Origin of the sequence: Bacteroides ilei (genome assembly GCF_900128495.1) — a bacterium.
Lineage (GTDB): Bacteria > Bacteroidota > Bacteroidia > Bacteroidales > Bacteroidaceae > Phocaeicola > Phocaeicola ilei.
In genome coordinates, this window is the sequence record NZ_LT635801.1 from 2,528,533 (window position 1) to 2,554,126 (window position 25,594).

Below are 25,594 nucleotides of genomic sequence, written 5' to 3' on the forward strand. Positions count from 1 at the left end.
GAACAAGATATTCGGGCGTTTAGCTCAGCTGGTTCAGAGCATCTGCCTTACAAGCAGAGGGTCGGCGGTTCGAATCCGTCAACGCCCACTCCGATTTTTATTTTGTTCTTACAATGCTTTTTGGGCGTTTAGCTCAGCTGGTTCAGAGCATCTGCCTTACAAGCAGAGGGTCGGCGGTTCGAATCCGTCAACGCCCACACCAAAAAGTATAATTGATCAAATTTCCCCCTTTCGGGCGTTTAGCTCAGCTGGTTCAGAGCATCTGCCTTACAAGCAGAGGGTCGGCGGTTCGAATCCGTCAACGCCCACTTCCGAAAGTATCGTTGATCGATTTTTTTGGGCGTTTAGCTCAGCTGGTTCAGAGCATCTGCCTTACAAGCAGAGGGTCGGCGGTTCGAATCCGTCAACGCCCACCTCCGTCAAGCCTCCGATTTATGATGAGGCTTTTTTTTATGCCCTTTTGTTTGTATAGGGTTTTCTGCATGATTATTTTTGTTATTGTAATCAAAATCATTTTTATTCTGATGAAGACTTTGCTTGTAGCCGATAATCAGGCTGTAACGGCGTATGGAATACGTGCATTGGCGTTGGACAGCGGTTTGTATGTGATTCCTGAGTCTCTGCCGTTGGGGGAAATGCATGAACTGTCGTCGGCTTTGGTGTCATACCCGGAGGCAGTGGTCATTTTGGATTATACGCTGTTTGATTGTACGGCGGATTTGTTGCTCGTGTTGGCCGAGCGTTTCCCTTTGTCTTCTTTTGTCTTGTTCAGCGATGTATTGAGTGCGGATTTTATCCGGAGAATGTGTTATGGTGGGCACCGTTTCAGTGTTCTGCTAAAGGATTCTGACTTGACTGAATTGAAGATATGTCTGCAGGAAGTAGCTTCTGGTAAGAATTATATATGCAATAAAGTGGCTTTATGGTTGTATAGTAAAGAATCTGGAATGGAAGTAATTCCTTTGACAGTGACAGAAAAAGAAATTCTCCGTTTGTTGGCCTTAGGTAAGAGTACAAAGGAGATTGCTGCCGAGCGTTTTTTGAGTGTCTATACAGTGATGACTCACCGTAAGAATATTTTCCGCAAACTGAAGGTGAACAATGCGCACGAAGCGGTGCGTTATGCGCTTCGTGCGGGAATTGTTAATGCTATGGAGTATTATATATAATGTCAAAGCGGATATTCTTCGAATGCATACAGGACGGTCGACAGATATCGCTCTCCGGTGTCGGGTAATAGGACTACTATGTTCTTTCCTGTATATTCAGGCTGTTGGGCCAGTTGCAGTGCTGCATAGGTGGCGGCTCCGGCCGATATGCCTACAAGCAGTCCTTCTCTGACGGGAAGTTCGCGTCCTGTACGTATCGCATCGTCATCCTTTACCCGGATGATGCGGTCCACTACCTTGGCATTGTATGTCTTAGGTACAAACCCGGCTCCGATACCTTGTATTTTATGTGGCCCGGGTTGTCCGCCTGAAAGAACTGCCGATGTATCGGGTTCTATACCGACAATTTCGATATTGGGGTTGTGGGCTTTCAATCCTTCGCCTACACCGCTGAGGGTACCTCCTGTGCCTACTCCGGCTATGAATACATCAATTTTCCCGTCAGTATCTTGCCAGATTTCCTCGGCGGTGGTATGGACATGCGTCTGTGGGTTTGCCGGATTCTCGAATTGTTGGAGGATAACGGACCCCGGCGTACTTCTTTGCAGTTCATCGGCTTTTTCAATGGCGCCTTTCATGCCCTTTTCACCTGGGGTGAGGACCAGTTGTGCACCGATAGCTTTCAGAAGATTCTGGCGTTCCAGACTCATGGTTTCGGGCATTGTGAGTATGGTCTTGTATCCTTTGACAGAAGCGACCCATGCCAATCCGACTCCTGTATTTCCGCTTGTCGGTTCTATGATGACGGCTCCAGGTTTTAGTGTTCCTCGTTTTTCGGCGTCTTCTATCATAGAAAGTGCTATACGGTCTTTTACGCTACCTCCAGGGTTGAAGAATTCTACTTTTGCTATGATGTTCGCTTTTGCTCCGTGTGCTTTTGCCAGCCGGCTGAGTTCGACCAGTGGGGTGTGCCCGATCAGGTCTGTAAGCTGTTTGTAGATGTGTGCCATAATCTTGTTTTTTTACTGTTGTTTATTGGCACAAAAATAGGGAAGTCCGGCATATAGGACAATACCCTTTTTGGGGTATATTGGAATATAATAAAAAAAGAGAAGCTTCATGCTTCTCTCTGTGAGTTGCGGAGGCCTGACTCGAACAGACGACCTTTGGGTTATGAGCCCAACGAGCTACCAACTGCTCCACTCCGCGATGTTATTTCCGTGAGTTGCGGAGGCCTGACTCGAACAGACGACCTTTGGGTTATGAGCCCAACGAGCTACCAACTGCTCCACTCCGCGATATTATAGCTTTCTTAAATCGAGTGCAAAGGTACGGTTTATATTTTGAAAAAACAAATATTTTATGGAAATATTTAATGCTTATATGATTTTGTATACTAAAGTGATGACGGAAATATTTAAAATAGGTGCTTAATTTGTGTAGTATTCAGAAATAGCTTATTTTTGCTCACAATATATAGAGTTGTGCAATTGAAATTGGAGAGAGATGACAGTATTGAAAACTAGAGCCAAGCTTGTGGATGTGGCTCGTCAACTGTTTGCTAAGAAAGGGGTAGAAGCAACTACAATGAATGACATTGCGGTTGCTTCAAAGAAAGGACGCCGTACACTCTATACGTATTTCAAGAGCAAGGAACAGATTTACATGGCTGTAGTAGAATCGGAATTGGAGATGCTTTCCAATAAGATGGAAGAAGTGGCTCATAAAAGTCTGGCGCCTGATAAGAAGGTTCTTGAACTGATTTCTACACATCTGGATATGGTAAAGATGGTTGTGTACCGTAACGGAACGTTACGTGCTGATTTTTTTCGTGATATCTGGAGGGTGGAAGCCATGCGCAAGAATTTTGATACCAAAGAGATACGTCTGTTGCGTGAAATTTTGGAGGAAGGAAAGTCCTCAGGGATATTTGATATAGATAATGTGGATATTACAGCCGATATCATCCATTATTGCGTTAAAGGAATTGAAGTTCCTTATATCCGGGGACAAATTGGGGAAGACCTGGACGATGAAACTGGATGGCGTTATGTCGCCAAGATTGTTTTCGGGGCATTAGGGTGTGTCAGAGATGAATAATTTATCTTTTTAAATAATAAACTTATGGGATTATTAACAGGAAAAACAGCCATTATTACTGGTGCTGCCCGCGGTATCGGTAAGGCTATTGCGTTGAAGTTCGCTTCAGAAGGCGCAAACATTGCATTTACAGATCTGGTAATTGACGAAAACGGAAAGAATACAGAAGCTGAAATCGCGGCGTTCGGTGTCAAGGTCAAGGCTTACGCTTCAAATGCCGCAAATTTTGAGGATACCGCAAAGGTAGTGGCTCAGATTAAGGACGATTTCGGTACTATTGACATTCTGGTAAACAATGCAGGTATCACCAAGGACGGTTTGATGATGCGTATGAGTGAAGCTCAGTGGGATGCTGTTATCGGAGTAAACCTGAAATCTGCATTTAACTTCATTCATGCATGCACACCGGTTATGTTGCGTCAGAAGAGCGGTAGCATCATCAATATGGCTTCTGTGGTAGGTGTACATGGAAATGCCGGTCAGTGTAACTATTCGGCTTCTAAAGCAGGTATGATCGGGTTGGCTAAATCCATCGCACAGGAACTGGGCTCACGTGGTATCCGTGCCAATGCAATCGCTCCGGGTTTTATCATTACAGAAATGACAGCACAGTTGTCGGACGAAGTTAAGGCTGAATGGAACAAACGTATCCCGTTGCGTCGTGGAGGAACTCCGGAAGATGTTGCCAATATCGCATTGTTCCTGGCTTCTGATTTGTCTTCATATGTATCGGGACAGGTCATCCAGGTAGATGGCGGTATGAATATGTAATGGTTGTCGGACTTTTGGAATAAATATCGTCTGAATAGATGCGGCAAGGAATCTTGTAGTGACTTCGGGAAGTGTTCAAGGTTCCTTGCTGTTTTTTTATGCAAATCATGAGTGGTGTATGACTGTAGTTTACGAGGATAATCATATCATTGTTGTAAATAAGACGGCTTCGGAGATTGTACAGGGAGATAAGACCGGGGATGTTCCTTTATCGGAAACGGTGAAGCAATATATCAAGGAAAAATACAATAAACCGGGAAACGTCTTTTTAGGTGTGACGCATCGTCTTGACCGTCCGGTAAGCGGACTGGTAATCTTTGCCAAGACCAGTAAGGCTTTGTCCCGTCTGAACGATATGTTCCGTAACGGTGAAGTGAAGAAAACCTATTGGGCTGTGGTAAAACAGCAACCTCCTCAGGATGAAGGTGTGCTGGAAAATTTTCTTGTCCGTAACGAGAAGCAGAATAAATCGTATGCCTATGACAAGGAGGTTAAAGGTTCAAAGAAAGCTATCCTTCATTATCGTCTGATCGGACATTCGCAGAATTATTATTTGTTGGAGGTTGATTTGAAAACCGGACGTCACCATCAGATCCGTTGTCAGTTGGCAAAAATGGGATGCCCTATCAAGGGTGATTTGAAGTATGGTTTTCCGCGCTCCAATCCGGATGGCAGTATTTGTCTGCATTCCCGCCGGGTACACTTCATACATCCGGTTTCAAAGGAGCCTGTTGACCTGATAGCTCCTTTGCCTGCCGGGAATTTGTGGAACGGCTTTGAAATGGATGACAAGTAAAAAGAAAAAGGACGCTTCACAGCGTCCCTTTTTCTTTTTATAACACATAGGCATCTTCTTTTCAAGAGAGTATAGATCAAGAATGTACTCCCTTGTTTTATGGGGTTGGGTTATAGTCTAGTATGTTTTTATGTTGTTTGAATTTTGTAATATACAATCTCCTTTATCTAAATAGCAATAGTCATGCCATAAACTATGAATTTTATAAATAATTTATTATCAGTATATTATGGTTTATAATAATTCTGTATTATCTTAAAATTGTGGAAAAAGATGTGGAAACTGTAGAAACTTTCCACACTATGTATTCCACACTTATCAATTTCAATAAATTTATTATTTATTGGGAGCTTGTTTTGTAAACTTCCAATTTTAGGGTATCCCCTTTTAGACGGGCGCCAGTCGGCACCCGTCTAAAAAAGAATCCACAAATTTAACGATTATTATTTGCATATTGTCATGGGAAGAAGGTTTTCGTAATCCGTTCTTCCCTTTTTTAATTCTCTGAGCAGCTTGCAGAAGTAATCCCTGAAGGAGACTCCTGCCTGTTTGCAGGTTTCTATAAAGGTATTATAGATTGCGGAGTTCTGTATTCCTTTCACGCTTCCGAAGAACAGGCTGTTCTTTCTTTGGACAGTGATTGGTCTTATCGCTCTTTCTGCTGCCATATTGTCTATGGAGTATTCTCCATCATTTCTGTAGGCAAAGATCTGATTCCAGAAGTTCTTCAGATAGTTAAGAGCCTTGCTCATAAGTTCGCTTCGGTTCTCATCCGGATTTGCAAGCAGATCATAAAGTTCTGTCCTTATCTTCTCGATGACCTCAGTTGTTTCCTTACTGTTCCTTCTGCGGTAAATCTCGTCTGCAGTAAGTTTTTCCCGGCGATAAGTATCTTCCATGCCGTATAGCTTTGCTATCTGCTCAAGGAAGATTCTTGCCTGCGGGCTTCCCTGGTCGAAGGCATACTTGAACTTTGCCCTTGCATGAGCCAGACAGCAGAGATGATCTATATCCATAAGTTCGTTGTCAAGATACATATATACGTTATAACCGTCACTCTGCAGTGATTTGATTTTTGCATCACCAAGGAACTCCTTCAACACATTTCTGTTCCTGCCTCCATGTTTCTGTACACCTTCATCATCCGTTGTATCCTCGTAGAAGAAGATGACTATACGCGCTTTTCTGTTTACCAGACACCACATATAGGTCTTTCGTTTCTTATTGTATGCGTGATAGCGGAGCCATGTCTCGTCCACATTCACGTTGGCACCGTCCTGAAGGGCAATCTTCTTGAGGGCAGGTATCAGCTTATTGAGCTGCATGGCACCTTTGTCGGCCCAGTTCAGCAGGTTCTGCATAGAGGTGTTCCAGTCCATATCCGACAGACGGTTCTTCGCCTCCCTGTATGCCGGTGTTGACATCTGGAAGCGGTTGAACATCAGATACGAGAGCATGTTTGCCGTAATGCTTGTACCCGGTACTATCTCGTCATAAAGGCTTGCCCGGACGTCATCCTTCATAGGAAGGAACATGCTTTCAATCCTGCCGTCGGCATGCTTCACCTTAAGTACCTCAAAGTGATGTTCCTCAATATGGCTCACAATGTTTCTTATTTTACGGTAGCTTGACGATATTACAACAGAATCCTCAGGAAGCATTGTATAATCAGACCTGTGTATAATCGGTGTACCTACACAAGTCTTATTGTATGTCATTCCTTTCCTGTATGGTCTTTCCTTGGAAAGGGAAGCCTTCGGAGTATCCTGCGTGTCGCATGATGCGGAAGAGTCCGGCTGTGGAACCTCGCTTGGTGGAGCAGTAGGAGTACCGTCAAAATCATCCTTGTCATCATGCTTCCCTTTTACGACCCTTTTACGGTCAATACCTTTGAGACTTTTGGAAGAGGCATAGGTCTGGGTATTCATAATGGAAAGACGTTCTAAAAGGGCATTATACTTTTTCTCAAGTTTTTTATACTCCTTATCGCGGAGCTTGTATTCAAGGACAACCTTGTCAGCCTTGCTGTTTGCCTTAAGCAGGGCATTTGTAAGGGAGTCTATTTTCTTATTGGACTCCTTCAGGTCTTTTCCTATTTCATCAAGCCGTGCTATCATTTCGTCAAGCTGCTTGCTCTTGCTCTGATTTTCCTCAAACAGGAACAGGGCGAACCTCTTTATCTGCTCATTATCCATACCTTCAAGGGGTGTATGCTCCTTTTCGGGTCTGTTCATCATCTCTTCAAGATGCTTGCGTCTGAGTGTATTTTCTATGAGCTCTTCCAGTTCCATGTTCTCTAATATTTTATGTAAAGATACTCATTTTCAATGAGATATACAAATATTTAGAGAATTTTTATCGCTGATTGTCAGAGTTTTATCTTTAAATTCTTATACTCGTTATTACTGGAGTTTCAAGTATCGTGACCAGGTCTTTCCAGTCTATTTTATATACTGTCACATCGTTCTTGCGCTCTATTTTCATGAACTTATAGCCCTTAATGAAAGACTTCTCATGAAGGTAGTAGGCATTGCGCTCATAGTGTATCATACGAACCTTGCGCTGGTCTTTAGACATGAACATGTAAACATCACCATTCAATGGATCACGGTGGTATCGACCTCGGATTATCTCGCATATACGCTGAGCCTTGCATCTCATATCGTGAAGCTCAGGAAGGTAGTAGAAGTTGTGAAGACCGTTGATGCTCAGCATAAGCCCTCCAGTTTCTCTACCAGTGTTTTCAGCCCCTGATAGTCTAAGCCTTTCTTCTGTATGCACAAGCCCTCACGAGTTCTTATTGTCACCATAATGCTTCCTTTATGGGGAGTTGTACGTTTGAGCTTGTCTTTAGCAACCTCCTGCCGTTCTTCATTGCCTGTCCGAATCAGCTCTTCCGGAATTCCTTCAACTTCTACAGGTACAACCTTTTTCTGTGTCTTCTTGAACCAGTCATAGAATGCCGTGTATGGAATATTGTTGCCAACGCAGAACGAGTTGATGGAAACCCCATTGGGCTCACCCTCGGTTTTGTAGAGGAACCACAGTCTTTCAAAATCTTTTTCGCTAAACATAATCTTTCGAGTTTTAAGTTTAGCACGAAGGTATGCGAAAGAGACATGCTAGTCAATACGCCAATTTTGGAAGCTTACTCATTTTGGGGCTGACGGAAATGGAGTTTTTTTGATAGGACACGTATAAAACAAAAAAAGCGACTATTCATCCTTATGAATACCGCCGATTTGATAAAGAACCCCCCAATTAAGGGTTCTTGCGTCAAGCTCATCTAGTTGTTGTGTTATCCTTCTCTCTTTTTTAACCTTAAAATGCAATCTTAATCCTATTAAAAACCTAATCTGAAAACAAATCTTTTTTATGCTAATACCTTTTATAAAAACTTAAATCTTTAATACCTTAATACTAACCTAATACCTGAATAAAATTGCTTTTCTCTTACTATATATACCTAATTGTAATTTTTTAATTACCTTAAATCTATTGACTAATACCTAAAACTATCTTTGTTATCCTTTGGTTTCACAACCACGATGCAAATATATAGCTATTTCGGTTATTTGCAATGCTTTGTGACAGGTATTATGCGGAAATACCTTTTTTCTTGATTTAAATCATGAAAATGCCTGTTTTTTCGTGTGCGATAACGGATTTTGCACAGAAACCTGATTCGGTGGCTGTTCTTCAGGTTGGACTTCATGATTTGTCAAGCTGATTGGTTGGATATACTCGTTAATGTTAAAACGTATATTTATCTGAGCTTGATGATGCGTTGGTTGCTGCTTCCTCTAAACGTCAGTTGGGGAGAATACAGGTTCTGTTCGAAACGTCCGTCTACCAGTACGTTGATGTATGGCAGAATCTGTTTCCTTTCCGGATCGGCGGCAAGTTCTTCGTAGGTATATCCTGTATAGCACCAGATGTTCTGGCGGGTCCGTTCACTGATTTCTTTGATGAGAGGGAAAAAATCCTTGGGGTTGTAGAAAGGATCCCCTCCGCTGAACGTGATACCGTCCAGTAACGGGTTACCGTTTATGGCTGTAATGAATTCCTCCACCTTTTCGGGGGTCAGGGGATGTCCGGCCCGGGGATTCCAGGATTCCGGATTGTGGCATCCTTTGCAATGATGACCGCATCCTGCAAGATAGATGGAAAAACGGATTCCGTCTCCATCGACAATGGTTTCCGGGTAGGTGAACAAATAGTGTAGCATCGTTTCGGGATGATTTGGAGTGGTGTCAGAATGAAAAGATAGTAATCTTTCCTCCCATTCTGACACCTCTTTGCATTATAGAAGAAGGATATTGGATCAATTGTGTTTTACACGGTCGCGTTCCTCTGCGCGTTTGGCGGAATTCCAACTGCTTAAGTCGCCGGTAAGATAACCGGTTATACGCCGCATGCGGAGGATGTTCTCGCTGTTGCAGATAGGGCATTTGTCGTAAATGACACCTTTATATCCACAGTCGTGGCAGGTATCGACGGGATGGTTTATGGAACCGTATCCGATACCTTCGTCGTGCATGACCTTGACAATCTTCGTGATGGCCTTTACGTTTTTCTGGGCTTCACCGTCAAGTTCCACATAGGTGATGTGTCCTCCCCGGGTAAGTGCGTGGAATGGAGCTTCGCATCTGATCTTTTCGGTTATGCTGATAGGTTCCTTTACGTCTACATGGAAAGAGTTCACATAATAGTCGCGGTCGTTCACTCCGGGAATGATACCGTATTTGCGCCGGTCGATGCGGGTAAACCGTCCGGCGAGTCCTTCGGCGGGGGTTGCCAGTACCGAATAGTTCAGGTGGTATTTTTTCTTGAACTGTTCAGCCACCCGGTTCATCTCTTCTACTGCCTCATAGAGCGTATCCCACGATTTCCGGCTGTGCCCGTGCCCTTTCCCGTAAAGGGCAACCATGGCGTTGTGTCCTCCTATAAAGCCTATACCCAGAGTTCCTTGGTTCAGAACATCACCCACTTCATCGTTGGGGGCAAGCTTTCCTCCTCCTTTCCATACATCGTTGCTCATCATGAAAGGGAATTGGCGGGCAAGTGCCGTACGCTGGTATTGGTAACGTGTGTACAGCTGTTCACCGATGAATTCGGCCATCTTGTGCACCGACTGCAGGAACTCTTCTTTGGCCAGCCGTTCTGTTGCGTCTTTATTGGTATTACCGGCAATGCTTTCGGCCTTGATGCGGGCTTCGATGGCCAGACGCGGCAGGTTCATGGTGGTAAATGACAGGTTACCGCGTCCCAGACAGGTCTTTTCTCCGTTCAGGTTTTCATATACACGTGTGCGGCATCCCATGGTTGCCAGCTCGTAACGGTAGCGTTTCGGATCATTCCGGTCCCATTTCTCGTTTTGGTTGAACGGAGTATCCAGAAACATGAAATTGGGGAACAGAGCTTTGGCCGTGGTACGGCAGGCCTTCAGGAAGAGGTCGAAGTTGGGTGTTTCGAACTGGATTTTTCCTTCCAGTGCAGCATCGAAATCCCCCATGGCCCGGTGATAGTCGGCTTCCGAGTATGATACCCCATCCTTTACCTTAAAGATCTGGATGGGGAAGACCGGGACTTCTCCGTGGGTACCCAGTCCTTCGACCGTGGCTTTCAGTAACTCTTCGATGACCATACGTCCTTCGGCCGACGTGTCGGTCCCGTAATTGATGGAACTGAATACAACCTGGTTTCCGCCGCGTGAATGCATGGTGTTCAGGTTGTGGATGAAACCTTCCATGGCCTGATGGGTGTCTTTGCGTACCTGTTCATGCGATTTGTGCAGCAGGTGTGCGAGTTCCTCTTCCGTTAGTGCGATTCCCTGTTCCTGCAGGGTACGGAGGTAGGTCTGTCTGGTCTCCTCCGATGGTGTGATTGATCCGAAATGCTTCTTGATTTCCGGCATCAGGTTTTTTTCGGAAATCGTCTTGCCTTTCATCTCCATATAGAACGACAGGTTGCCGGCTATGGCCCTCCGGTAACTTTTCAGAACCCCTTTGGCCATGAAAAAGTCGAAGGCAGGGATTGCCTGTCCGCCGTGCTGTTCGTTCTGGTTGGTCTGGAATATGATGGTAGCCAGTGTGGCATAGCTCTGGATTGACTGCGGTGTACGTATGCTTCCGTTTTTTGTGTGGAAGCCCCGTTCAAACAGATCATCCAGATCATATTGTATGCAGGTTGTAGTCTTGGTGGGATAATAATCCAAGTCATGGATATGGATGTCCCCCAACTGATGTGCTTCGGCGTATTGTTTCGGCAGAAGATACTTGAATGTATAGTCTTTTGTGATTTCCGAAGCGAAAGTCATCATCTGTCCTGCAGGAGTATGGCTTGACATGTTGGCGTTGCTTAGGTTTACGTCGTTTTTGTCGATAGCCACAATGCCGTCCATAATATGTTTGATCTGGGTCTTGCGGTCACGTTCGGTATTTCTCCATTGGCGGTAAATGATGTATTTTTTCGCCACATCCGGCTGGACTTTCATCAGTTCGTTCTCTACCAGGTCCTGTATGTCCTCTACTCCGATGACGGGCTTTCCGAAATGTGATATGACCCTTCGGGTGATTTCGTCTATCAGTTGTTCCTGGTTGTTGATTCCTGTCGCTGCAAACGCTTTGCCGATTGCATTCGAGATTTTTGACGCTGAAAAGTTTTCCCGCTTTCCATCACGTTTGACGATGCAAATGTCATTGAAATTCATAAAGCTTGTTGATTGAAAATGGATTAAACATGATATTTCCCGTTTTCTAAGGCAGGTCTTCTGACTGATCTCTCCCTGGAAAAACCTTCCCGTCTTTTTTCTGACAGTGGTTGCGCAGGCGCTTTTCCCCAGTTCTTCGAGAAACACAGCAGCGGGTACTGTTGCCGGTTCGCACGACATTCCCTTTTGAAACTTCCGTTACCTTCCGAAAACGTTGCAAATATAGGGAAAAAGGAACAGATATTAAAATCGGTATATTGTTGAGTTTTCTAAATTGGATAACATTTTATAAATAGAATAGGCCTCAGATTATGTCTGAGGCCTATAATCGGACAACTATAATTTATATAGGTTTTTATAAATGAAAATTTTTATGTAATTTTTGCTTGAGTATCATACCTGTTGTATTTCAAATATTTGGTATGTCTGGCGCCGTTTGGGAGCTGGGAGAGGCTGTTCCAAGGTTGACCGGCTTCAGCCCCATTTCTTCGGCTTTTTTCAGCATGTATTCAAATGCTGCGTCATGTTCGTTAGGGATGATACCGTCCAGAATGGCGTCCTTGATGGAACTTTTCAGGCTACCTATTTCACGGCAGGGTTGCAGATTGAACACGTGCATGATTTCGGCTCCGCCTACCGGAGGCTGGAAATTGCGGATACGGTCTTTTTCCTCCAGGTCCTTCAGTTTCTGGCGTACCAGTTTGAAGTTGTCGAGGAACCGTTGTTTACGGGCCTCGTTTTTCGAGGTGATGTCCGCCTCACAGAGCAGCATGAGGTCGTCTATGTCGTCTCCGGCTTCAAAGAGCAGGCGGCGGACAGCCGAATCGGTTACTACATCGTCGGCAATGACAATGGGACGCATATGCAGGCCTACCAGTTTCTGTACATATTTCATCTTTTCATTCATCGGAAGCTTCATCTTGCGGAAAATTTCGGGAATCATCTTTTCTCCGATGAAATTGTGGTTATGGAAGGTCCATCCGGCGCGGGGGTCCCAGCGTTTGGTACGTGGCTTGCCTATGTCGTGGAGCAGGGTAGCCCAGCGCAGCCACAGGTTGTCGGTCACCTTGGCTATGTTATCCACAACTTCCAGCGTATGGTAGAAATTGTCCTTATGTCCTCGTCCGTTCCGTATTTCCACACCTTGCAGGGCAACCAGTTCCGGGAAAATCAGTTCCAGTAGTCCACAGCGGTCCAGATCGACAAAACCTTTCGACGGAACGGGCGACAGAAGTATCTTGTTCAGTTCGTCGGCGATGCGTTCGCGTGAAATGATCTTGATACGTTCGCGGTTGCGTTCCAGTGCGTTGAACGTTTCGTCTTCTATGTAGAAGTTCAGTTGGGTGGCAAAACGGATGCACCGCATCATGCGCAGCGGGTCGTCACTGAAGGTTATGTCAGGGTCGAGCGGAGTACGGATGATACGTTCTTTCAAGTCAGCCAGTCCGTTGAACGGGTCGACCAGTTCTCCGAAGCGGTTGCTGTTGAGGCATACAGCCATTGCATTGATGGTAAAGTCGCGCCGGTTCTGGTCGTCTTCCAGGGTGCCGTCTTCTACCATAGGCTTGCGGCTGTCGTGGCTGTATGATTCCTTGCGTGCTCCTACGAACTCCACTTCGGTATCATGGAACTTCACCTGTGCCGTTCCGAAGTTCTTGAACACGGAAACATGGGCTCCCCGTCCCAGTTTTTTTCCGAAGGCTTCGGCTATTTCGATACCGCTTCCTACCACTACCACATCAATGTCTTTGGAAGGGCGGTTCAGGAAGATGTCGCGTACGTATCCTCCTACAACATAACATTCCAGTCCCAGTTCATCGGCGGTTTCGGAGATCAGTTTGAATATTTTGCCAGTAAAGTGTTCTTTCAGTTCCATATTGTTTTTATGATTGGGCTGCAAAATTACAAAAAAAAGGGGAGGTTTGTGGCGGATGAAATAATTAAGTTGTATTTTTGTCGTACTAAAAATGTGTTAAGTATATGAAAAAGACGATGTTGGTAGCTGCATTGATGATGGCGGCACTTTCTTCATGCAACAGTGATGGCAAGAAAGCCGGAGAACTGTACCAGAGGGCGCAGGAAACTTTTGCCGCAGGCGATTATAACCTGGCTAAACTTCAGCTTGACAGTATCCGGACGCTTTATCCGAAAGCTTTCGACGCCCGTAAGGCAGGTATCAAGCTGATGCAGCAGATTGATCTGGAAGAGCAGCGGAAAACGTTGGCTTATCTTGACAGCATGATGGTGGTGAAACAGGCGGAGCTGGATTCTGTCAAGTCCGATTTTGTGTTTGAAAAGGATACTGCCTATCAGGAGGTCGGCAACTATTTCTATCCGACTCAGGTGGTTGAGAAGAATATTGGCCGTTCGTTCCTGCGTGCCCAGGTGAATGAAATGGGAGAGATGTCGCTTACTTCCATCTATTGTGGAGGAGGGAATATCCATCATACGGCGGTAAAGGTGAGTGTAGGAGATATGTCGGCCGAGACACCGGCTTCTTCCGACAGCTATGAAACGACCGATTTGGGGCGTGCCATAGAAAAGGCGGACTATAGGGTCGGTTCCAAGGACGGAGGGGTAGCCGCTTTTATCACCGCCAACCAGGACAAGAAGATTTCGTTGGAGTTTTTAGGTGACCGCAACTATAAGACGGTGATGCGGCCAGACGATGTCAAGGCTGTTGCCCGGATTTCTGATCTGGCCCGTATCCTGTCGGGGATGGAGGAAATCAGGAAGGAGCAGAAGGAAGCCAACCTGAAAATCCGTTTTGTAACCCGTAAAATGCAGGAAGGGGAGGCATCGGAAAAGTGATGCTGGCCTCAATTCTGTAGAGGAAAGACGGCCTGTCTCCAGAAAGTGGGGACAGGCCGTCTTTTTGGGTTGTTATTGTGTTTGTTACGGTCAGTCGTCAATCGGCTTGAATGCATCCTTATAAAGGCCGCATATCGGGCATGTCCAGTCGTCCGGTATTTCTTCAAACGGCGTTCCTGGAGCGATTCCGGTTTCGGGTGAGCCTTTTTCGGGGTCGTAGATGTAATCGCATGCGGTACATTCATAGCGTTTCATCACACATCTTTCGGCCACTTTGTTCCAGTCCACCAGTTTCCAGAAAGCTTCCACAAAGGCAGCGCGGCGGTTGCGGTAGTCAATGTAGTAGGCGTGTTCCCATACATCGATGACCAGAATCGGCTTGAGGCCCTTGGTCAATGGATTCCCAGCATTCGGTTCTGCCACGATTGAAAGTTTATGTTGTTTGTCGGAAACCAGCCATACCCATCCGGAACCGAACAGTCCCACGGCCGCTTTGGTAAACTGTTCCTTGAATGCATCAACCGAACCAAAATCACGTGCCAGCAGTTCCGCCAGTCTGGCCGGCATGGCTGGTTGTGTGGGGGTCAGTGTCTGGAAAAAGAATGTATGGTTCCAGGTCTGGGCCGCATTGTTGAATATCCCGCCGTCCGATTTCAGGATGATTTGTTCCAGCGACATCTTTTCAAAAGGTGTACCCTGGATCAGCCGGTTCAGGTTGTCAATGTAGGTCTGCAAATGTTTTCCATAATGGAATTCCATTGTTTCCTGGCTCATGTACGGGGCAAGTGCATCCTGTGCGTAAGCAAGTTTCGGCATAGTGTGTGTCATAATCGTATTGTTTTTAAAGTTAATGGTATGTCAATATATAATTTTTCCGGTAACGCTGTTATCCGACTGGGTTACAGACGTTTTAAAGCCAGTTTGATAACCTTTTCCACCGGGGTATCAGGGGCTTCCTGCATGATGGCTGATACCACCTTCTGCGAGGGTGCCTGTGCGAATCCCAGCATCGTAAGGGCTGCCACTGCCTCTTCATAGATTTCGGCATTGACCGTCGTGGCAATGGAAGAGACCGTTGCCGCCGAATCGATGCCTGTTGCCGCAATCTTGTCCTTCAGGTCGACAATGATACGTTGGGCGGTCTTCAGGCCGATTCCTTTTACAGTCTTCAGCAGCTTGTCGTTTCCTGTGCTGATTACGTTACACAGTTCAGACGGCGTCAGGGCCGACAGGATCATGCGTGCCGTATTGCCTCCGATACCCGAAACCGTAATGAGCAGCAGGAACAGTTCGCGTTCCTGTTTGGTTACGAAACCGTAAAGTACGTATGCATCTTCACGGATGGCTTCGTAGATATATAGCTTTACCTCTTTCTTGTTCTGGATGGTCGAGTAGGTATTCAGCGAAATGTTTACGGCATAACCCACTCCGTGACATTCCACTACGGCCAGTGCCGGAGTGATTTCAGTCAGTTCTCCTTTTACGTATTCAATCATATATCTGTTAATAAAGATAATGCAAAAATATGAAATCATAAGTAAACGCAGAAAATAAAATATGAAATATTTAAAAACATAGCCTGGAGGCTTGTCTGGAAATGTTCTAATTCCGTATATTTGTCAATCAAACAATAAATAAATCAAACAATTGATATGAAAAAGATTAGAGCTGCCGTAGTTGGATACGGAAACATTGGTAAGTTTACATTGGAAGCGCTGGAAGCTGCTCCCGATTTTGAAGTCGCAGGTATCGTGCGCCGTCATGGTGCAGAAAACAAGCCTGCCGAATTGGCCGGTTATCCTGTTGTCAAAGATATCAAAGAACTGAAAGACGTGGATGTGGCTATCCTGGCTACTCCTACCCGTAGCGTGGAACAGTATGCAAAGGAAATCCTGGCTTTGGGTATCAATACCGTCGACAGTTTCGATATCCATACCCAGATTACTTCATTGCGCCGTTCATTGGGCGAGACAGCCAAGGCACACAATGCCGTATCTGTCATTTCTGCCGGATGGGATCCGGGAAGTGACTCGGTGGTACGTACGTTGCTGGAAGCCATCGCTCCGAAAGGTATCACTTATACTAATTTCGGCCCGGGGCGCAGTATGGGACATTCTGTAGCGGTGCGTGCCATTGCAGGTGTCAAGGACGCGCTGTCAATGACTATTCCGGTAGGGACAGGAATCCATCGCCGTATGGTATATGTGGAACTGGAAGAGGGTGCCGATTTCAAGACTGTTGAGGCTGCAATCAAGTCGGATGCCTATTTCGTGAATGATGAAACCCATGTTATCCAGGTCCCTTGTGTAGACGACCTGAATGATGTTGGTCATGGAGTGAACCTGGTCCGTAAGGGGGTATCCGGAAAGACACACAACCAGTTGTTCGAATTCGATATGAAAATCAATAACCCTGCTTTGACAGCTCAGGTATTGGTGTGTGTAGCCCGTGCTTCCATGAAACAGCAGCCGGGTTGCTATACGATGATTGAAATTCCGGTAATCGACCTGCTGGCCGGTGACCGTGAAGAGCTGATTTCTCATCTGGTATAATCACTTGTCATGGTGATATAGCTTACGTTATTTGTTGATTCTATAGGACAGGATGTCTCGTTTCCCTGATGTTTTGAGTGGGAAGAGACATCCTGTCCTTTTTTCAAAATAGGGATTACCTGTATTGGAGTATTGTGCCGTAAGGATGATCAGTCTTGTTTCAGGAACCGGATAGGACTGCCTTTCAGAATTTCCTTGCAGCTTGTGCCGATAATCAGCAAGGTAAACGCGCCGACAACCAGGAGGGGGAGCAGGAAATGCATGACATTTATTCCGGAGCGGTATTGGAAGCCTTCCAGCCAGTGGTGCATTGCCGGATATGTTATAAGGGTGCTGACGGTGAATGCAACGCCTAGATACCGGATAAACGGACGTGCCAGATAATACAGGATCTGTTCCGGCCCGGCTCCATGGATGCGCCGGATGCAGAGTTCTTTCAGGCGCATGCGGACTGTGAAACGGATCTGCCCGAACAGTCCGAAGAATGTCAACAGCAGGCTGATGGCCGTGTATAGCAGCAATACATCCGAGAGTGATGTCGTATCCTTGTTCTCGTTCAGGAAAAACTGGTGGTCGTCTGTGAAACTGAATGGGGTATCCGGATAACGTTCTTCCCATTTTTCCTGAAGTTTCTTTATGAGTTTCCGGTCTGCTTCAGGCTCCTGCCGGTTGATACGTACCGTGAGACAGGCAAAGTCGGAAGGTGTTCCTTGGCGTATTTTCAGGTGCAGCGGGTAGACGGGCTTGTCCAGGGACAGCTTGACGAAGTCTTTGATGACACCGGCTATAGTTTCTCCCTCCCAACTGGCTTCGTCTACATACCGGGTGACGGGTTGTCCTATCGGATTTTCTCCGGACGGAACAAACATGTGGATGAAAGTCTCGTTGACCAGTATCGGTCGGGGAAGCCGGGAGAGGCGTTGCATGGTCTGTACGGAATCCTGCAGTTCCATCCGGTAGAAGGACAGAAAATTCTTGTCACATTCAATCATGTCGACCAACTGGACATGGTTCTGGTCCTGTCCGGGTAGTATGACGGCTATCATACCACTGTAGATGCCGCTTGATGAGGCGGTGGCATCGGCGGTCTCTTTCCATCCTTTTACCTCCTGGAGCCAGTTGCCGACGGCTGGAGTCCCCGTTCCCTCATGGTAGAGGGTCAGGGTATGGCGGAAACGTTCCCCTCCTGACGTTATGAGTGCAGTCTGGCTCTGGATAATAAGGAAGGCCGATAACAATCCCAGGGTAAAGGTAAACTGCAGTGTCTGTAGTGATCCGGTAATGAAACGGCGTTTCCGCCCGGTATAGAAGTCGCGGTAACGGCTTTCTGACAGATGGATCAGTTTCCGGCTGGTGTACAGGGATGGCACTACGGCCATGAACGCAAGAAAGACTGCCAGCCATGGAAGTACCTGCCACGAGAACAGATAGCCAGTGGTGATCTGTGTGTCAAGCATCCGGTTGAAGACCTGTAGCCCGTCGTGCATCAGCAGCAGAGAAAACAGGAAGGAAAGCAGGATCAGCAGGAATGTATCTGTAAAAAGCTGGATACGGATATCCTTGCTGCCGGCTCCCATCAGCATTTCAATGCGGAGGGTATGTATCTGCTTCAATAACCGGGAGAAACTGAGGTTGATATAATTGGAACATCCGATGAAGAGGATCAGCAGGGCGGCAACCAGTCCGATGTGCAGCATCTGCGGATTCCGATGCCGGAAACAGCAGTAATCGGCGTCTTCCAGCCGGGTGTCGAAATATGATTCCTGCAGGGTTTGTGCCTGGTAATGTCCGGTGCCCAGCAGGCAGGGAAGTTCTTGCCCGGCCAGATGTTTCCGGAATGTCTGCAGGTCTGTTTCCGGATGCAGCATCAGATAGCAGTTGATTCCTTGTTCAGGCTTCAAGGCAAGCAGGGCGTCTGTCTTCAGTACACTTTGGTCGGGATGCCGGTATACGGCGGCAACGCGTACAAGCTGTTTCCCGTAAAAAGGAAGAGTCAGTACGTTCCCTATACATTCTGCTGTACCGAATATCCTCGTGGCGGTTTCCTGACTTAGGGCTACCTGGTCGGGGCGGGTAATGGCTTCCCGGATATCTCCTTGAAGTACCTGCAGAGGGAAGAAGCGGGTGAAGTTTGAATCGGTTGCCATTACATGGTCTAGCCGGAAAATCTCCTTCCCGACCTGTACCTGGATTTTCTCTTGTGTCTGTGTGCGCAGGAAACTTTCGGCTTCGGGCAGGGCTTCCATGATTTCGGGAACGCTTCCGCCGTATACAAAACTTCCCTGTACGGTTTTGTCGGATACCGGCATGGGTTGGGTGAGGCGTACGATGCGGTCACGGTTGGGATTACCCGATTCGATGTTCGATTCATACGTCACGAAGGCTGTCAGCAGGCAGGTGAAGCAGATTCCTGCTGTCAGGCTGAAAAGTGAGATGATGGTGAAAAGCCTGTCGTGTCGCCAACCGTGCAGGATGAGCCTGATGTGTTGTATAAGTGTCATATGTTTTCTGGAGCGTTAAAGGGATGTCTCGGTTACTATCTGTCCGTCGAACAGGTTGATGATACGGTCGGCATAGCCGGCGTCATGGCGGGAATGGGTTACCATGATAATGGTGGTGCCTTCCTGGTTCAGTTCGGTAAGGAGTTCCATCACTTCCTTGCCGTTCCTGGAGTCCAGGTTACCGGTAGGTTCGTCGGCCAGTATGATTTTAGGTCCGGCTACCACCGCCCGGGCTATGGCTACACGCTGTTGCTGACCTCCTGAAAGTTGCTGGGGGTAATGTTTGGCACGGTGGCTGATAGACATCCGCTTCATGACTTCTTCTACCTTCCGTTTCCTTTCGGATGCGGGAATGCCCATGTAAAGCAGGGGGAGTTCGATGTTTTCGTATACGTTCAGTTCGTCGATGAGGTTGAAGCTCTGGAATACGAAGCCGATGATTCCTTTCCGTAGTGCGGTACGTCTGGATTCGGGAAGCATGGCCACTTCGTTTCCGTTCAGGACGTAGCTTCCTGCTGTCGGGTTGTCCAGCAGGCCGAGGATATTGAGCAAGGTCGATTTTCCACAGCCGGAAGGTCCCATGATTGCGACGAATTCTTTTTCCTTTATTTCCAGGTTTACGTTGTTCAAGGCCCATGTCTCCACTTCGTCGGTGCGGAATACTTTCTGCAGGTGGGCTACACTGATAATCGGATTTGAGTCTGTTGTTACCATATGCATGTTTTTTGTTTGGTCCGTTGTTTTTGACAGGTTATATATAATGCCGATGTTATTCTGCCCTCATGATGTCGGCGGGGTTGATCCGTACGGCTTTATGGATCTGCCAGCAGAGTGTACCCAGCGTGAGGAGGCCGACGATGGCCAGAGCCCACAGGAAGATGGCAGGTTCTACAGGGACTTTTACCGCATAGCCGAGGGTATAGTAATGGATCAGCAGCAGGGATGCGGGGACTGCGGCGACGAAGGCAAGGCCCAGCATGTATACGTATTTGCGCCACAGCAACCGGTAAAGGTCTCTGTTTCGCGCTCCGTTTACCTTGCGGAGGGCTATTTCACGGTAACGCTGGCGGATGTCGAAAAGTGACAGTCCGAACAGGCCGAGGCATGAGATGATGACGGCCATTCCGGCAAAGATGCCGTAAAGGGTGGCTGTACGGTGTTCGGCCGCATAGATGTGTCTGACTTTATTCTCGAACAGATCATATTCAAAGTCTTCTGTGCCGTACACTTCTTTTTCCACTTTCTTCAGGAAACCGGTTACCGCCTTTTCCTTTCCCGGATAAAAGGCTATCTGGTAGTAGTCGCTGTATGAGAAGTTACTTACCGAAAAGATCATCGGCCGGATACCGTCACTGATCCGCCCGTCGTAATAGTCGTCAATGACGGCCCGTATGGGGAGTGCGTTGTCGTCTCCTTTCAGCTTGATGGACTTGCCCAGGCAGCTGGTGTATCCCAGGGCTTTCAATGCGGCTTTATTGACCACATAGAAGGATTCGAAACCGGACAAGTCGTCCGTTTCTGTTTCTGCCGTGGAAATACTTCCTTCGATGACCGGCAATTCATAGAGCCTGAAGAATTCGGGGGTGGCATACCAGTTGTAGAGCGGGACCACTTGTCCGTCGGCACCGATGGCGTCCAGGGTATATTCACTGGTTCCCAGCCAGGTGGCGTCACTTGTCCATGTTTCAATGTCGGGGCAGGAATTCAACAGCGAGGCTATCTGCCGCACCCGGCTTTTCCGGTTTTTCCGGTCTTGGGCCTTGTAGTCTTCACTTTCATGGTACAGTTTGGCTATCAGTATGTCTTTGGTCCGGAAACCGGGATCGGTCTGTAACATGACGTCCAACTGCCTGTTGAAGTAGCAGGCCAGGATAACCAGGACAAATGTTAGCAGGTACTGGAAGAAAAGCAGTCCCATACGCAGGCGGACCGACTGCCGGGAGTGGGTCGTGACATTCAGGCGTACGGCCGGAACTGTACGGGTATACTTCAGGTAGGGATAGACGGATGCAAGGAGTGGAAAAAGTAGCAGCAACCCTATCGACAGTATGCCGTCGAACGGAGTGTAGCTGAATCTCGTACCGAAGAACCGGGCTGTAGGGTGGCCGGTTAGCTCCACTGCCGCCCAGGCTACGGTCAGGGCTGCAAGCATCAGTAAGAGGTTTTCGGCGTAGATTTGCAGGAAGATGCTTTTCGGAGATGCGCCGAATACTTTCTTTAGGCAGTATTCACGTGTACGTTTCTGCATGAATACCAGATAAAGGTTGATGAAATTCAGCAGTCCGGTAAGCAGCAGGATGATACATACCGCCGTGAATATATGGAGCTGCTGCCGGTTCCCCCATTGATAGATACTGTCAATGGAACTTCCCAGTCCCGACCAGTACAGGTCTTTGTCGGATATCAGCTTGAACTGGTAACTTCTCCAGCCCGGATTGGACGGGCTTACCGGGCGTCTGATCCTGCCCGATGCGGCAATCTTCTTCAGGTCGGTTCCGGGAGTGAAGGAGTAGAATTCGATCGGCATCCTTGACCATAGGCTGGCCTGGAGAGAAGAGACCAGTATGTCGAAGTTCAGGAAACATTTGTTGGCCGGATCTTTCAGAATTCCTCTTACGGTCAGTTCTTTTCCGTTCGAGAACAGCAGTGTCTTCCCTACCGGATTTTGTGCTCCGAACAGTCTCCTGGCAAAGCTTTCCATCAGGAGGGCCGATTCGGGGGTGTCGAGCGATAGTTCACCTTGTACGGTCTCGAAGTGGAAAAGCTGGAAGTAGTTATCGTCGGCTACCAATGCCTGCAAAGGATAACGGTGTCTGTCTATCAGTACGAATTCGTTTTCCAGCGGAATGACGGTTGCCTTCGTCCTGATCCAGGCAGGATCGATGACGGCACTGTCCGATTCAAAAGTCAGCCCTCCCAGGTATCGGTTCCCTTCCATTTCTATCTCGATTCCGTACACCGAATTCCGGTCGGAACAATGACTGTCTACCGTCAGTTCCCGGTAGATGTAACGGATCAGGATGATACTGCACGCCAGACTGAAGGCCAGTCCCAACAGGTTGATTACCGTGTAGGTCCGGGCATGCAAGAGAAACCGTAAAGCATATTTCATCGTTTTCATATAATATATGGTGTTGTGTATGTGTGTCTGTCTTCGTGACCGGGTATCCGGATGGCACCAAAGGTATCATATCCTTCGGTAATTTTACCGGTGTTTTCCTGAATTTTAATTTCAAAAAGTGTGCCAACTATTCAAACTGTTGTAATACAGCGATATATGCAAATATTGAAACTTATAAAAGTGTGCGTATACGCACAAAAAACGTGCGATGTAGCACGTACAGCACAATTTCTTTTTTTCTATATTTGCCTGTACCGTAAGGAGTGCGGTAGATAATAGGCCGATCTGATCTTATCACCTTAGTGATAAGATCGTTTCACCAATGTGATAAGAATTTATCACTCGGGTGATAATATCTTTTCACTCGGGTGATAAAATGAACGGATACTGTAAAACAGATGGATTATGGATGAAAAAGGGAAAATATTGATTATAGACGACAATGAGGATGTGCTTTTCGCTCTCAACCTGCTGCTGGAGCCTTATATGGAGAAGGTCAAGGTGACTACGCAGCCTTCCAGAGTGGAGTATTTCATGAAAAGTTTCCGGCCGGACGTTATCCTGCTGGACATGAATTTCCGTCGGGACGCCATCAGCGGGCAGGAGGGTTTCGATTGTCTGGAACAGATTCTGGCACTTGACCCTCAGGCGGTTGTTGTGTTCATGACTGCCTATGCCGATACCGACAAGGCGGTACGTGCCATCAAGGCGGGGGCTACCGATTTCGTGTCGAAGCCTTGGGAGAAGGAGAAACTGCTGGCTACACTTTCGTCGGCCGTGAAGCTGAGCCGTTCACGGCAGGAAGTGGGACGCCTGCAGAATCAGGTGAATATCCTGCAGGGAGGGGATGATCTGCCCGAACTGATTGGAAATTCGCCGGCTATGATGCGGGTTAGGGAAACGGTGGCGAAGCTGTCGGATACCGATGCCAATATCCTGATTCTGGGAGAGAACGGAACCGGGAAGGACTTGGTGGCCCGCATGCTGAAGTTCTTTTCCCCGCGTCGGCAGGACGTTTTTGTGACTATCGATCTGGGCAGTATCCCGGAGCAGCTGTTTGAAAGTGAGCTGTTCGGCTATGAGAAGGGGGCGTTTACGGATGCCCGCAAGTCGAAGCCCGGACGGATGGAAATGGCTTCGGGGGGAACCTTGTTCCTGGATGAGATAGGTAACTTGTCGCTGCCTATGCAGGCAAAGCTGCTTACCGCTATCGAAAAAAGGTGTATTACCCGGTTGGGGGCGGTAGAGCCGGTATCGATCGATGTACGACTGATCTGTGCCACCAATGCCGACCTGCGTCGGAAGGTGGACGACGGGACTTTCCGGCAGGATTTGCTTTACCGTATCAATACCATCGAGCTTCCTATCCCTCCCTTGCGTGAAAGAGGGGAGGATATCCTGCTTCTAGGCAGTCATTTCCTTACTTTATATAACAGGAAGTACAAGAAGGAGATCCGTGGCATGACCCGGGAGGCGAAACAGAAACTGATGAGGTATGGCTGGCCGGGCAATGTACGCGAGCTGCAGCATACCCTGGAGCGAGCTGTAATTCTGGCCGACCATCCGCTGCTGCGTCCCGATGATTTCCTGTTCCCTCCTTCCGGAAAATCGGTAGAAACGCCGGCCGACGGTGAACTGAATCTGGAGAAGGTGGAACGGAATGTGATAGAACGGGCTTTGCGTGCGAGCGGAGGTAACATGACGCGTGCGGCCGAACTTCTGGGAATTACCCGGTTTACCTTGTACCGGAAAATGGAAAAGTTGGGATTATGAAAACATACGTTTGTTCTTTGGTGGCCCATATCCTGGGTCTGGTACTGTCTGTTGCAGGTGCCATGCTGGCGTTTTACTGGCAGTTGTGGTTCTGCCTGGCGTTATGCGTACTCGTGGCGGCAGGACTGTGCTGTAACCTTTACCGGGTCCAGATGAAGCAGGTGGAAATGATGAGGCGGATTGTGGAGGGGATGAAACGCTCCGACTTCAGTCAGTTGCCTTATCCTGTTTTCCGTAACAGGGCCATGAATGAACTGGCTGCGGAATGGACTTCGGCCATAAAACAGGTCAGGGAGCGTCTGGCAGATGAAGAGGTGCGTCGTCAGTATTATGGAAATCTGTTGGATACGGTAGATACGGCTGTAGTGGTGGCCGACGGCGACGGAAGGAACGAATGGATGAACAGGGCCGCCCGGGATTTGTTCGGCGATGTACACCGGATGCCGGATGAAGTATGGGACGGAATCAGAAAGAATGACCCGGTGATCCGCCTGGAAGGAAGCGTTCCGCCTGTTGATCTGGCCTTGTCGGCAGTCAGGGTGCAGTTGCAGGGGCGTGAATGTTACATGGTGAGTCTGAAAAACATCCATGGGGCACTTGAAAAGAATGAGATGGAAGCCTGGCAGAAGTTAATCCGTGTCCTGACCCATGAAATAATGAATTCCATCAGTCCGATTATATCATTGTCGGAAACGTTGAGTGAACGCACGCAGAGTCCCGGATCAGACAAACTTCTGCAGGAGCATATCCGGCAGGGGCTGCAGGTCATCCACCGCCGCAGCAAGGGATTGCTCGAATTTGTCGAGAATTACCGTAAGCTTACCCGTATTGCGTCGCCAGTGAAGCGTTCCGTACAGGTCTCTTCCTTTTTCTCCGATTTACGCCGCCTGTTCCCCGATGAGGCCTTGCGTTTCGGTGAAGTTACGCCCTCGTGTGTAGTGCAGGCCGACCGTGCCCAGTTGGAACAGGTGTTCATAAACCTGTTGAAAAATGCCCGGGAGGCTTGTTCCGGCATCCCTTCCCCAAAGATAGAGGTCGAGGCTCTTTCCTGTTCGGGAGGTGTCACCTTTATGGTCCGTGACAATGGGGTGGGTATCCTTCCGGAAGTGGCCGAACGGATTTTCGTGCCTTTCTTCACCACAAAGTCGGGAGGGTCCGGAATCGGATTGAGTCTCTGCAAGCAGATCGTATCTCTGCATGGGGGATACATCCGGGTAGCATCGGAGCCGGGTAAGGGATCCTGCTTTACTTTGTTTTTTCCGGAAAATTAATTGTATCTATATTCGATTGTCGGTCAATTTGTCCATGGCGGGTATTGCTACATCCCTTAATGAATGATTTTGAGATA

20 protein-coding genes, 6 tRNA genes and 1 riboswitch are annotated in these 25,594 nt (G+C 47.6%); of the genes, 12 read left to right on the forward strand and 14 right to left on the reverse strand.

The genetic code is table 11. The features are described 5' to 3' along the window. Positions 1 to 13 precede the first annotated feature (13 nt). The 5 genes from BQ7489_RS10890 (at position 14) to BQ7489_RS10910 (ending at position 1,169) form a co-directional block, all read left to right on the forward strand. Positions 14 to 88: transfer RNA gene (locus tag BQ7489_RS10890), tRNA-Val, on the forward strand. Between the two features lie 34 nt (positions 89 to 122). After that, positions 123 to 197 (forward strand) — tRNA-Val (locus tag BQ7489_RS10895). A gap of 36 nt (positions 198 to 233) precedes the next feature. Continuing rightward, a tRNA-Val gene (locus BQ7489_RS10900) sits at positions 234 to 308 on the forward strand. Between the two features lie 30 nt (positions 309 to 338). Further along, positions 339 to 413: transfer RNA gene (locus BQ7489_RS10905), tRNA-Val, on the forward strand. A 111-nt stretch (positions 414 to 524) separates the two neighbouring features. Then, positions 525 to 1,169, forward strand: coding sequence for a response regulator transcription factor (locus tag BQ7489_RS10910; RefSeq protein WP_072531024.1), 645 nt, complete (start codon positions 525 to 527; stop codon positions 1,167 to 1,169). 2 nt (positions 1,170 to 1,171) lie between these two features. Here BQ7489_RS10910 and cysK read toward each other — a convergent pair whose 3' ends face one another. The 3 genes from cysK to BQ7489_RS10925 all read right to left on the reverse strand — a co-directional run bounded on the left by cysK (position 1,172) and on the right by BQ7489_RS10925 (position 2,407). Beyond that, complete coding sequence (gene cysK, locus BQ7489_RS10915) at positions 1,172 to 2,119, reverse strand: cysteine synthase A (RefSeq protein ID WP_072531025.1); 948 nt, start codon at positions 2,117 to 2,119, stop codon at positions 1,172 to 1,174. A gap of 126 nt (positions 2,120 to 2,245) precedes the next feature. Continuing rightward, positions 2,246 to 2,318: transfer RNA gene (locus tag BQ7489_RS10920), tRNA-Met, on the reverse strand. 16 nt (positions 2,319 to 2,334) lie between these two features. Continuing rightward, a tRNA-Met gene (locus BQ7489_RS10925) sits at positions 2,335 to 2,407 on the reverse strand. A gap of 208 nt (positions 2,408 to 2,615) precedes the next feature. On the opposite strand from BQ7489_RS10925, the gene BQ7489_RS10930 reads away from it, so the two are divergent. From BQ7489_RS10930 to BQ7489_RS10940, 3 genes are all read left to right on the forward strand, one after another. Continuing rightward, the gene (locus BQ7489_RS10930; protein WP_072531026.1) at positions 2,616 to 3,209 is read left to right on the forward strand and encodes a TetR/AcrR family transcriptional regulator; all 594 of its coding nucleotides are present in this window, start codon (positions 2,616 to 2,618) and stop codon (positions 3,207 to 3,209) included. Between the two features lie 24 nt (positions 3,210 to 3,233). Further along, the gene (gene fabG, locus BQ7489_RS10935; RefSeq protein ID WP_072531027.1) at positions 3,234 to 3,980 is read left to right on the forward strand and encodes a 3-oxoacyl-[acyl-carrier-protein] reductase; all 747 of its coding nucleotides are present in this window, start codon (positions 3,234 to 3,236) and stop codon (positions 3,978 to 3,980) included. 118 nt (positions 3,981 to 4,098) lie between these two features. Further along, positions 4,099 to 4,776: an RluA family pseudouridine synthase gene (locus tag BQ7489_RS10940; RefSeq protein ID WP_072531028.1), complete on the forward strand. Its 678-nt coding sequence runs from the start codon at positions 4,099 to 4,101 to the stop codon at positions 4,774 to 4,776. 443 nt (positions 4,777 to 5,219) lie between these two features. On the opposite strand, the gene tnpC is transcribed toward BQ7489_RS10940, so the two are convergent. The 6 genes from tnpC to BQ7489_RS10970 all read right to left on the reverse strand — a co-directional run bounded on the left by tnpC (position 5,220) and on the right by BQ7489_RS10970 (position 13,364). After that, entirely contained in the window at positions 5,220 to 7,067 is a 1,848-nt protein-coding gene (gene tnpC, locus BQ7489_RS10945) for an IS66 family transposase (RefSeq protein WP_072531029.1), read from the reverse strand. 91 nt (positions 7,068 to 7,158) lie between these two features. Continuing rightward, positions 7,159 to 7,491: an IS66 family insertion sequence element accessory protein TnpB gene (gene tnpB, locus BQ7489_RS10950; protein WP_007901161.1), complete on the reverse strand. Its 333-nt coding sequence runs from the start codon at positions 7,489 to 7,491 to the stop codon at positions 7,159 to 7,161. Then, positions 7,485 to 7,850, reverse strand: coding sequence for a hypothetical protein (locus tag BQ7489_RS10955; protein WP_072531030.1), 366 nt, complete (start codon positions 7,848 to 7,850; stop codon positions 7,485 to 7,487). The genes tnpB and BQ7489_RS10955 overlap by 7 nt, the downstream gene beginning before the upstream one ends. A gap of 692 nt (positions 7,851 to 8,542) precedes the next feature. Beyond that, on the reverse strand, positions 8,543 to 9,004 hold the full coding sequence (gene nrdG, locus BQ7489_RS10960; protein ID WP_072531031.1) for an anaerobic ribonucleoside-triphosphate reductase activating protein: 462 nt from the start codon (positions 9,002 to 9,004) through the stop codon (positions 8,543 to 8,545). A gap of 96 nt (positions 9,005 to 9,100) precedes the next feature. Then, the gene (locus BQ7489_RS10965; protein WP_072531032.1) at positions 9,101 to 11,488 is read right to left on the reverse strand and encodes an anaerobic ribonucleoside triphosphate reductase; all 2,388 of its coding nucleotides are present in this window, start codon (positions 11,486 to 11,488) and stop codon (positions 9,101 to 9,103) included. Positions 11,489 to 11,521: 33 nt separating this feature from the next. Then, positions 11,522 to 11,710, reverse strand: a riboswitch (cobalamin riboswitch). 187 nt (positions 11,711 to 11,897) lie between these two features. Beyond that, positions 11,898 to 13,364 carry a CCA tRNA nucleotidyltransferase gene (locus tag BQ7489_RS10970; RefSeq protein ID WP_113745258.1) on the reverse strand — a complete coding sequence of 489 codons (1,467 nt, stop codon included), beginning with the start codon at positions 13,362 to 13,364 and terminating at the stop codon, positions 11,898 to 11,900. A gap of 104 nt (positions 13,365 to 13,468) precedes the next feature. Between BQ7489_RS10970 and BQ7489_RS10975 the strand changes: the two genes are divergently transcribed. Continuing rightward, positions 13,469 to 14,299, forward strand: a complete 831-nt coding sequence (locus BQ7489_RS10975) for an outer membrane protein assembly factor BamD (RefSeq protein ID WP_072531034.1) — start codon at positions 13,469 to 13,471, stop codon at positions 14,297 to 14,299. A gap of 90 nt (positions 14,300 to 14,389) precedes the next feature. Here the strand turns inward: BQ7489_RS10975 and rd are convergent, their stop codons facing one another. Both rd and ruvA read right to left on the reverse strand, forming a co-directional pair. Then, the gene (gene rd / locus BQ7489_RS10980; RefSeq protein ID WP_072531035.1) at positions 14,390 to 15,127 is read right to left on the reverse strand and encodes a rubredoxin; all 738 of its coding nucleotides are present in this window, start codon (positions 15,125 to 15,127) and stop codon (positions 14,390 to 14,392) included. Between the two features lie 71 nt (positions 15,128 to 15,198). Beyond that, positions 15,199 to 15,795, reverse strand: a complete 597-nt coding sequence (gene ruvA, locus BQ7489_RS10985) for a Holliday junction branch migration protein RuvA (protein ID WP_072532141.1) — start codon at positions 15,793 to 15,795, stop codon at positions 15,199 to 15,201. Between the two features lie 156 nt (positions 15,796 to 15,951). On the opposite strand from ruvA, the gene BQ7489_RS10990 reads away from it, so the two are divergent. After that, on the forward strand, positions 15,952 to 16,851 hold the full coding sequence (locus tag BQ7489_RS10990; protein WP_072531036.1) for a diaminopimelate dehydrogenase: 900 nt from the start codon (positions 15,952 to 15,954) through the stop codon (positions 16,849 to 16,851). A gap of 149 nt (positions 16,852 to 17,000) precedes the next feature. Here BQ7489_RS10990 and BQ7489_RS10995 read toward each other — a convergent pair whose 3' ends face one another. The 3 genes from BQ7489_RS10995 to BQ7489_RS11005 are packed head-to-tail and all read right to left on the reverse strand — an operon-like array spanning position 17,001 to position 22,473. After that, complete coding sequence (locus tag BQ7489_RS10995) at positions 17,001 to 19,352, reverse strand: ABC transporter permease (RefSeq protein ID WP_072531037.1); 2,352 nt, start codon at positions 19,350 to 19,352, stop codon at positions 17,001 to 17,003. 15 nt (positions 19,353 to 19,367) lie between these two features. After that, a complete protein-coding gene (locus tag BQ7489_RS11000; RefSeq protein WP_394334069.1) occupies positions 19,368 to 20,066 on the reverse strand; it encodes an ABC transporter ATP-binding protein in 699 nt (232 codons plus the stop codon). 55 nt (positions 20,067 to 20,121) lie between these two features. Then, a complete protein-coding gene (locus BQ7489_RS11005; RefSeq protein ID WP_072531038.1) occupies positions 20,122 to 22,473 on the reverse strand; it encodes an FtsX-like permease family protein in 2,352 nt (783 codons plus the stop codon). Between the two features lie 405 nt (positions 22,474 to 22,878). Here BQ7489_RS11005 and BQ7489_RS11010 point away from each other — a divergent pair, with 405 nt between their 5' ends. Together BQ7489_RS11010 and BQ7489_RS11015 are read left to right on the forward strand one after the other, a co-directional pair. Further along, complete coding sequence (locus BQ7489_RS11010; RefSeq protein ID WP_072531039.1) at positions 22,879 to 24,246, forward strand: sigma-54-dependent transcriptional regulator; 1,368 nt, start codon at positions 22,879 to 22,881, stop codon at positions 24,244 to 24,246. Continuing rightward, on the forward strand, positions 24,243 to 25,517 hold the full coding sequence (locus tag BQ7489_RS11015) for a sensor histidine kinase (RefSeq protein ID WP_072531040.1): 1,275 nt from the start codon (positions 24,243 to 24,245) through the stop codon (positions 25,515 to 25,517). Before BQ7489_RS11010 ends, BQ7489_RS11015 begins: the two co-directional genes overlap by 4 nt. Positions 25,518 to 25,594 lie beyond the last annotated feature (77 nt).

Excerpts from the sequence above, each read along its gene's own strand:
- BQ7489_RS10990 (WP_072531036.1), top strand. The coding sequence starts at position 15,952 with ATGAAAAAGATTAGAGCTGCCGTAGTTGGATACGGAAACATTGGTAAG.
- BQ7489_RS11005 (WP_072531038.1), bottom strand. The coding sequence starts at position 22,473 with ATGAAAACGATGAAATATGCTTTACGGTTTCTCTTGCATGCCCGGACC.
- BQ7489_RS11015 (WP_072531040.1), top strand. The coding sequence starts at position 24,243 with ATGAAAACATACGTTTGTTCTTTGGTGGCCCATATCCTGGGTCTGGTA.
- BQ7489_RS11000 (WP_394334069.1), bottom strand. The coding sequence starts at position 20,066 with ATGGTAACAACAGACTCAAATCCGATTATCAGTGTAGCCCACCTGCAG.
- BQ7489_RS10930 (WP_072531026.1), top strand. The coding sequence starts at position 2,616 with ATGACAGTATTGAAAACTAGAGCCAAGCTTGTGGATGTGGCTCGTCAA.
- BQ7489_RS10940 (WP_072531028.1), top strand. The coding sequence starts at position 4,099 with ATGACTGTAGTTTACGAGGATAATCATATCATTGTTGTAAATAAGACG.
- BQ7489_RS10910 (WP_072531024.1), top strand. The coding sequence starts at position 525 with ATGAAGACTTTGCTTGTAGCCGATAATCAGGCTGTAACGGCGTATGGA.
- cysK (WP_072531025.1), bottom strand. The coding sequence starts at position 2,119 with ATGGCACACATCTACAAACAGCTTACAGACCTGATCGGGCACACCCCA.
- BQ7489_RS10965 (WP_072531032.1), bottom strand. The coding sequence starts at position 11,488 with ATGAATTTCAATGACATTTGCATCGTCAAACGTGATGGAAAGCGGGAA.
- BQ7489_RS10955 (WP_072531030.1), bottom strand. The coding sequence starts at position 7,850 with ATGTTTAGCGAAAAAGATTTTGAAAGACTGTGGTTCCTCTACAAAACC.
- BQ7489_RS10975 (WP_072531034.1), top strand. The coding sequence starts at position 13,469 with ATGAAAAAGACGATGTTGGTAGCTGCATTGATGATGGCGGCACTTTCT.
- tnpC (WP_072531029.1), bottom strand. The coding sequence starts at position 7,067 with ATGGAACTGGAAGAGCTCATAGAAAATACACTCAGACGCAAGCATCTT.
- ruvA (WP_072532141.1), bottom strand. The coding sequence starts at position 15,795 with ATGATTGAATACGTAAAAGGAGAACTGACTGAAATCACTCCGGCACTG.
- nrdG (WP_072531031.1), bottom strand. The coding sequence starts at position 9,004 with ATGCTACACTATTTGTTCACCTACCCGGAAACCATTGTCGATGGAGAC.
- tnpB (WP_007901161.1), bottom strand. The coding sequence starts at position 7,491 with ATGCTGAGCATCAACGGTCTTCACAACTTCTACTACCTTCCTGAGCTT.
- BQ7489_RS10970 (WP_113745258.1), bottom strand. The coding sequence starts at position 13,364 with ATGGAACTGAAAGAACACTTTACTGGCAAAATATTCAAACTGATCTCC.
- BQ7489_RS10995 (WP_072531037.1), bottom strand. The coding sequence starts at position 19,352 with ATGACACTTATACAACACATCAGGCTCATCCTGCACGGTTGGCGACAC.
- fabG (WP_072531027.1), top strand. The coding sequence starts at position 3,234 with ATGGGATTATTAACAGGAAAAACAGCCATTATTACTGGTGCTGCCCGC.
- rd (WP_072531035.1), bottom strand. The coding sequence starts at position 15,127 with ATGACACACACTATGCCGAAACTTGCTTACGCACAGGATGCACTTGCC.
- BQ7489_RS11010 (WP_072531039.1), top strand. The coding sequence starts at position 22,879 with ATGGATGAAAAAGGGAAAATATTGATTATAGACGACAATGAGGATGTG.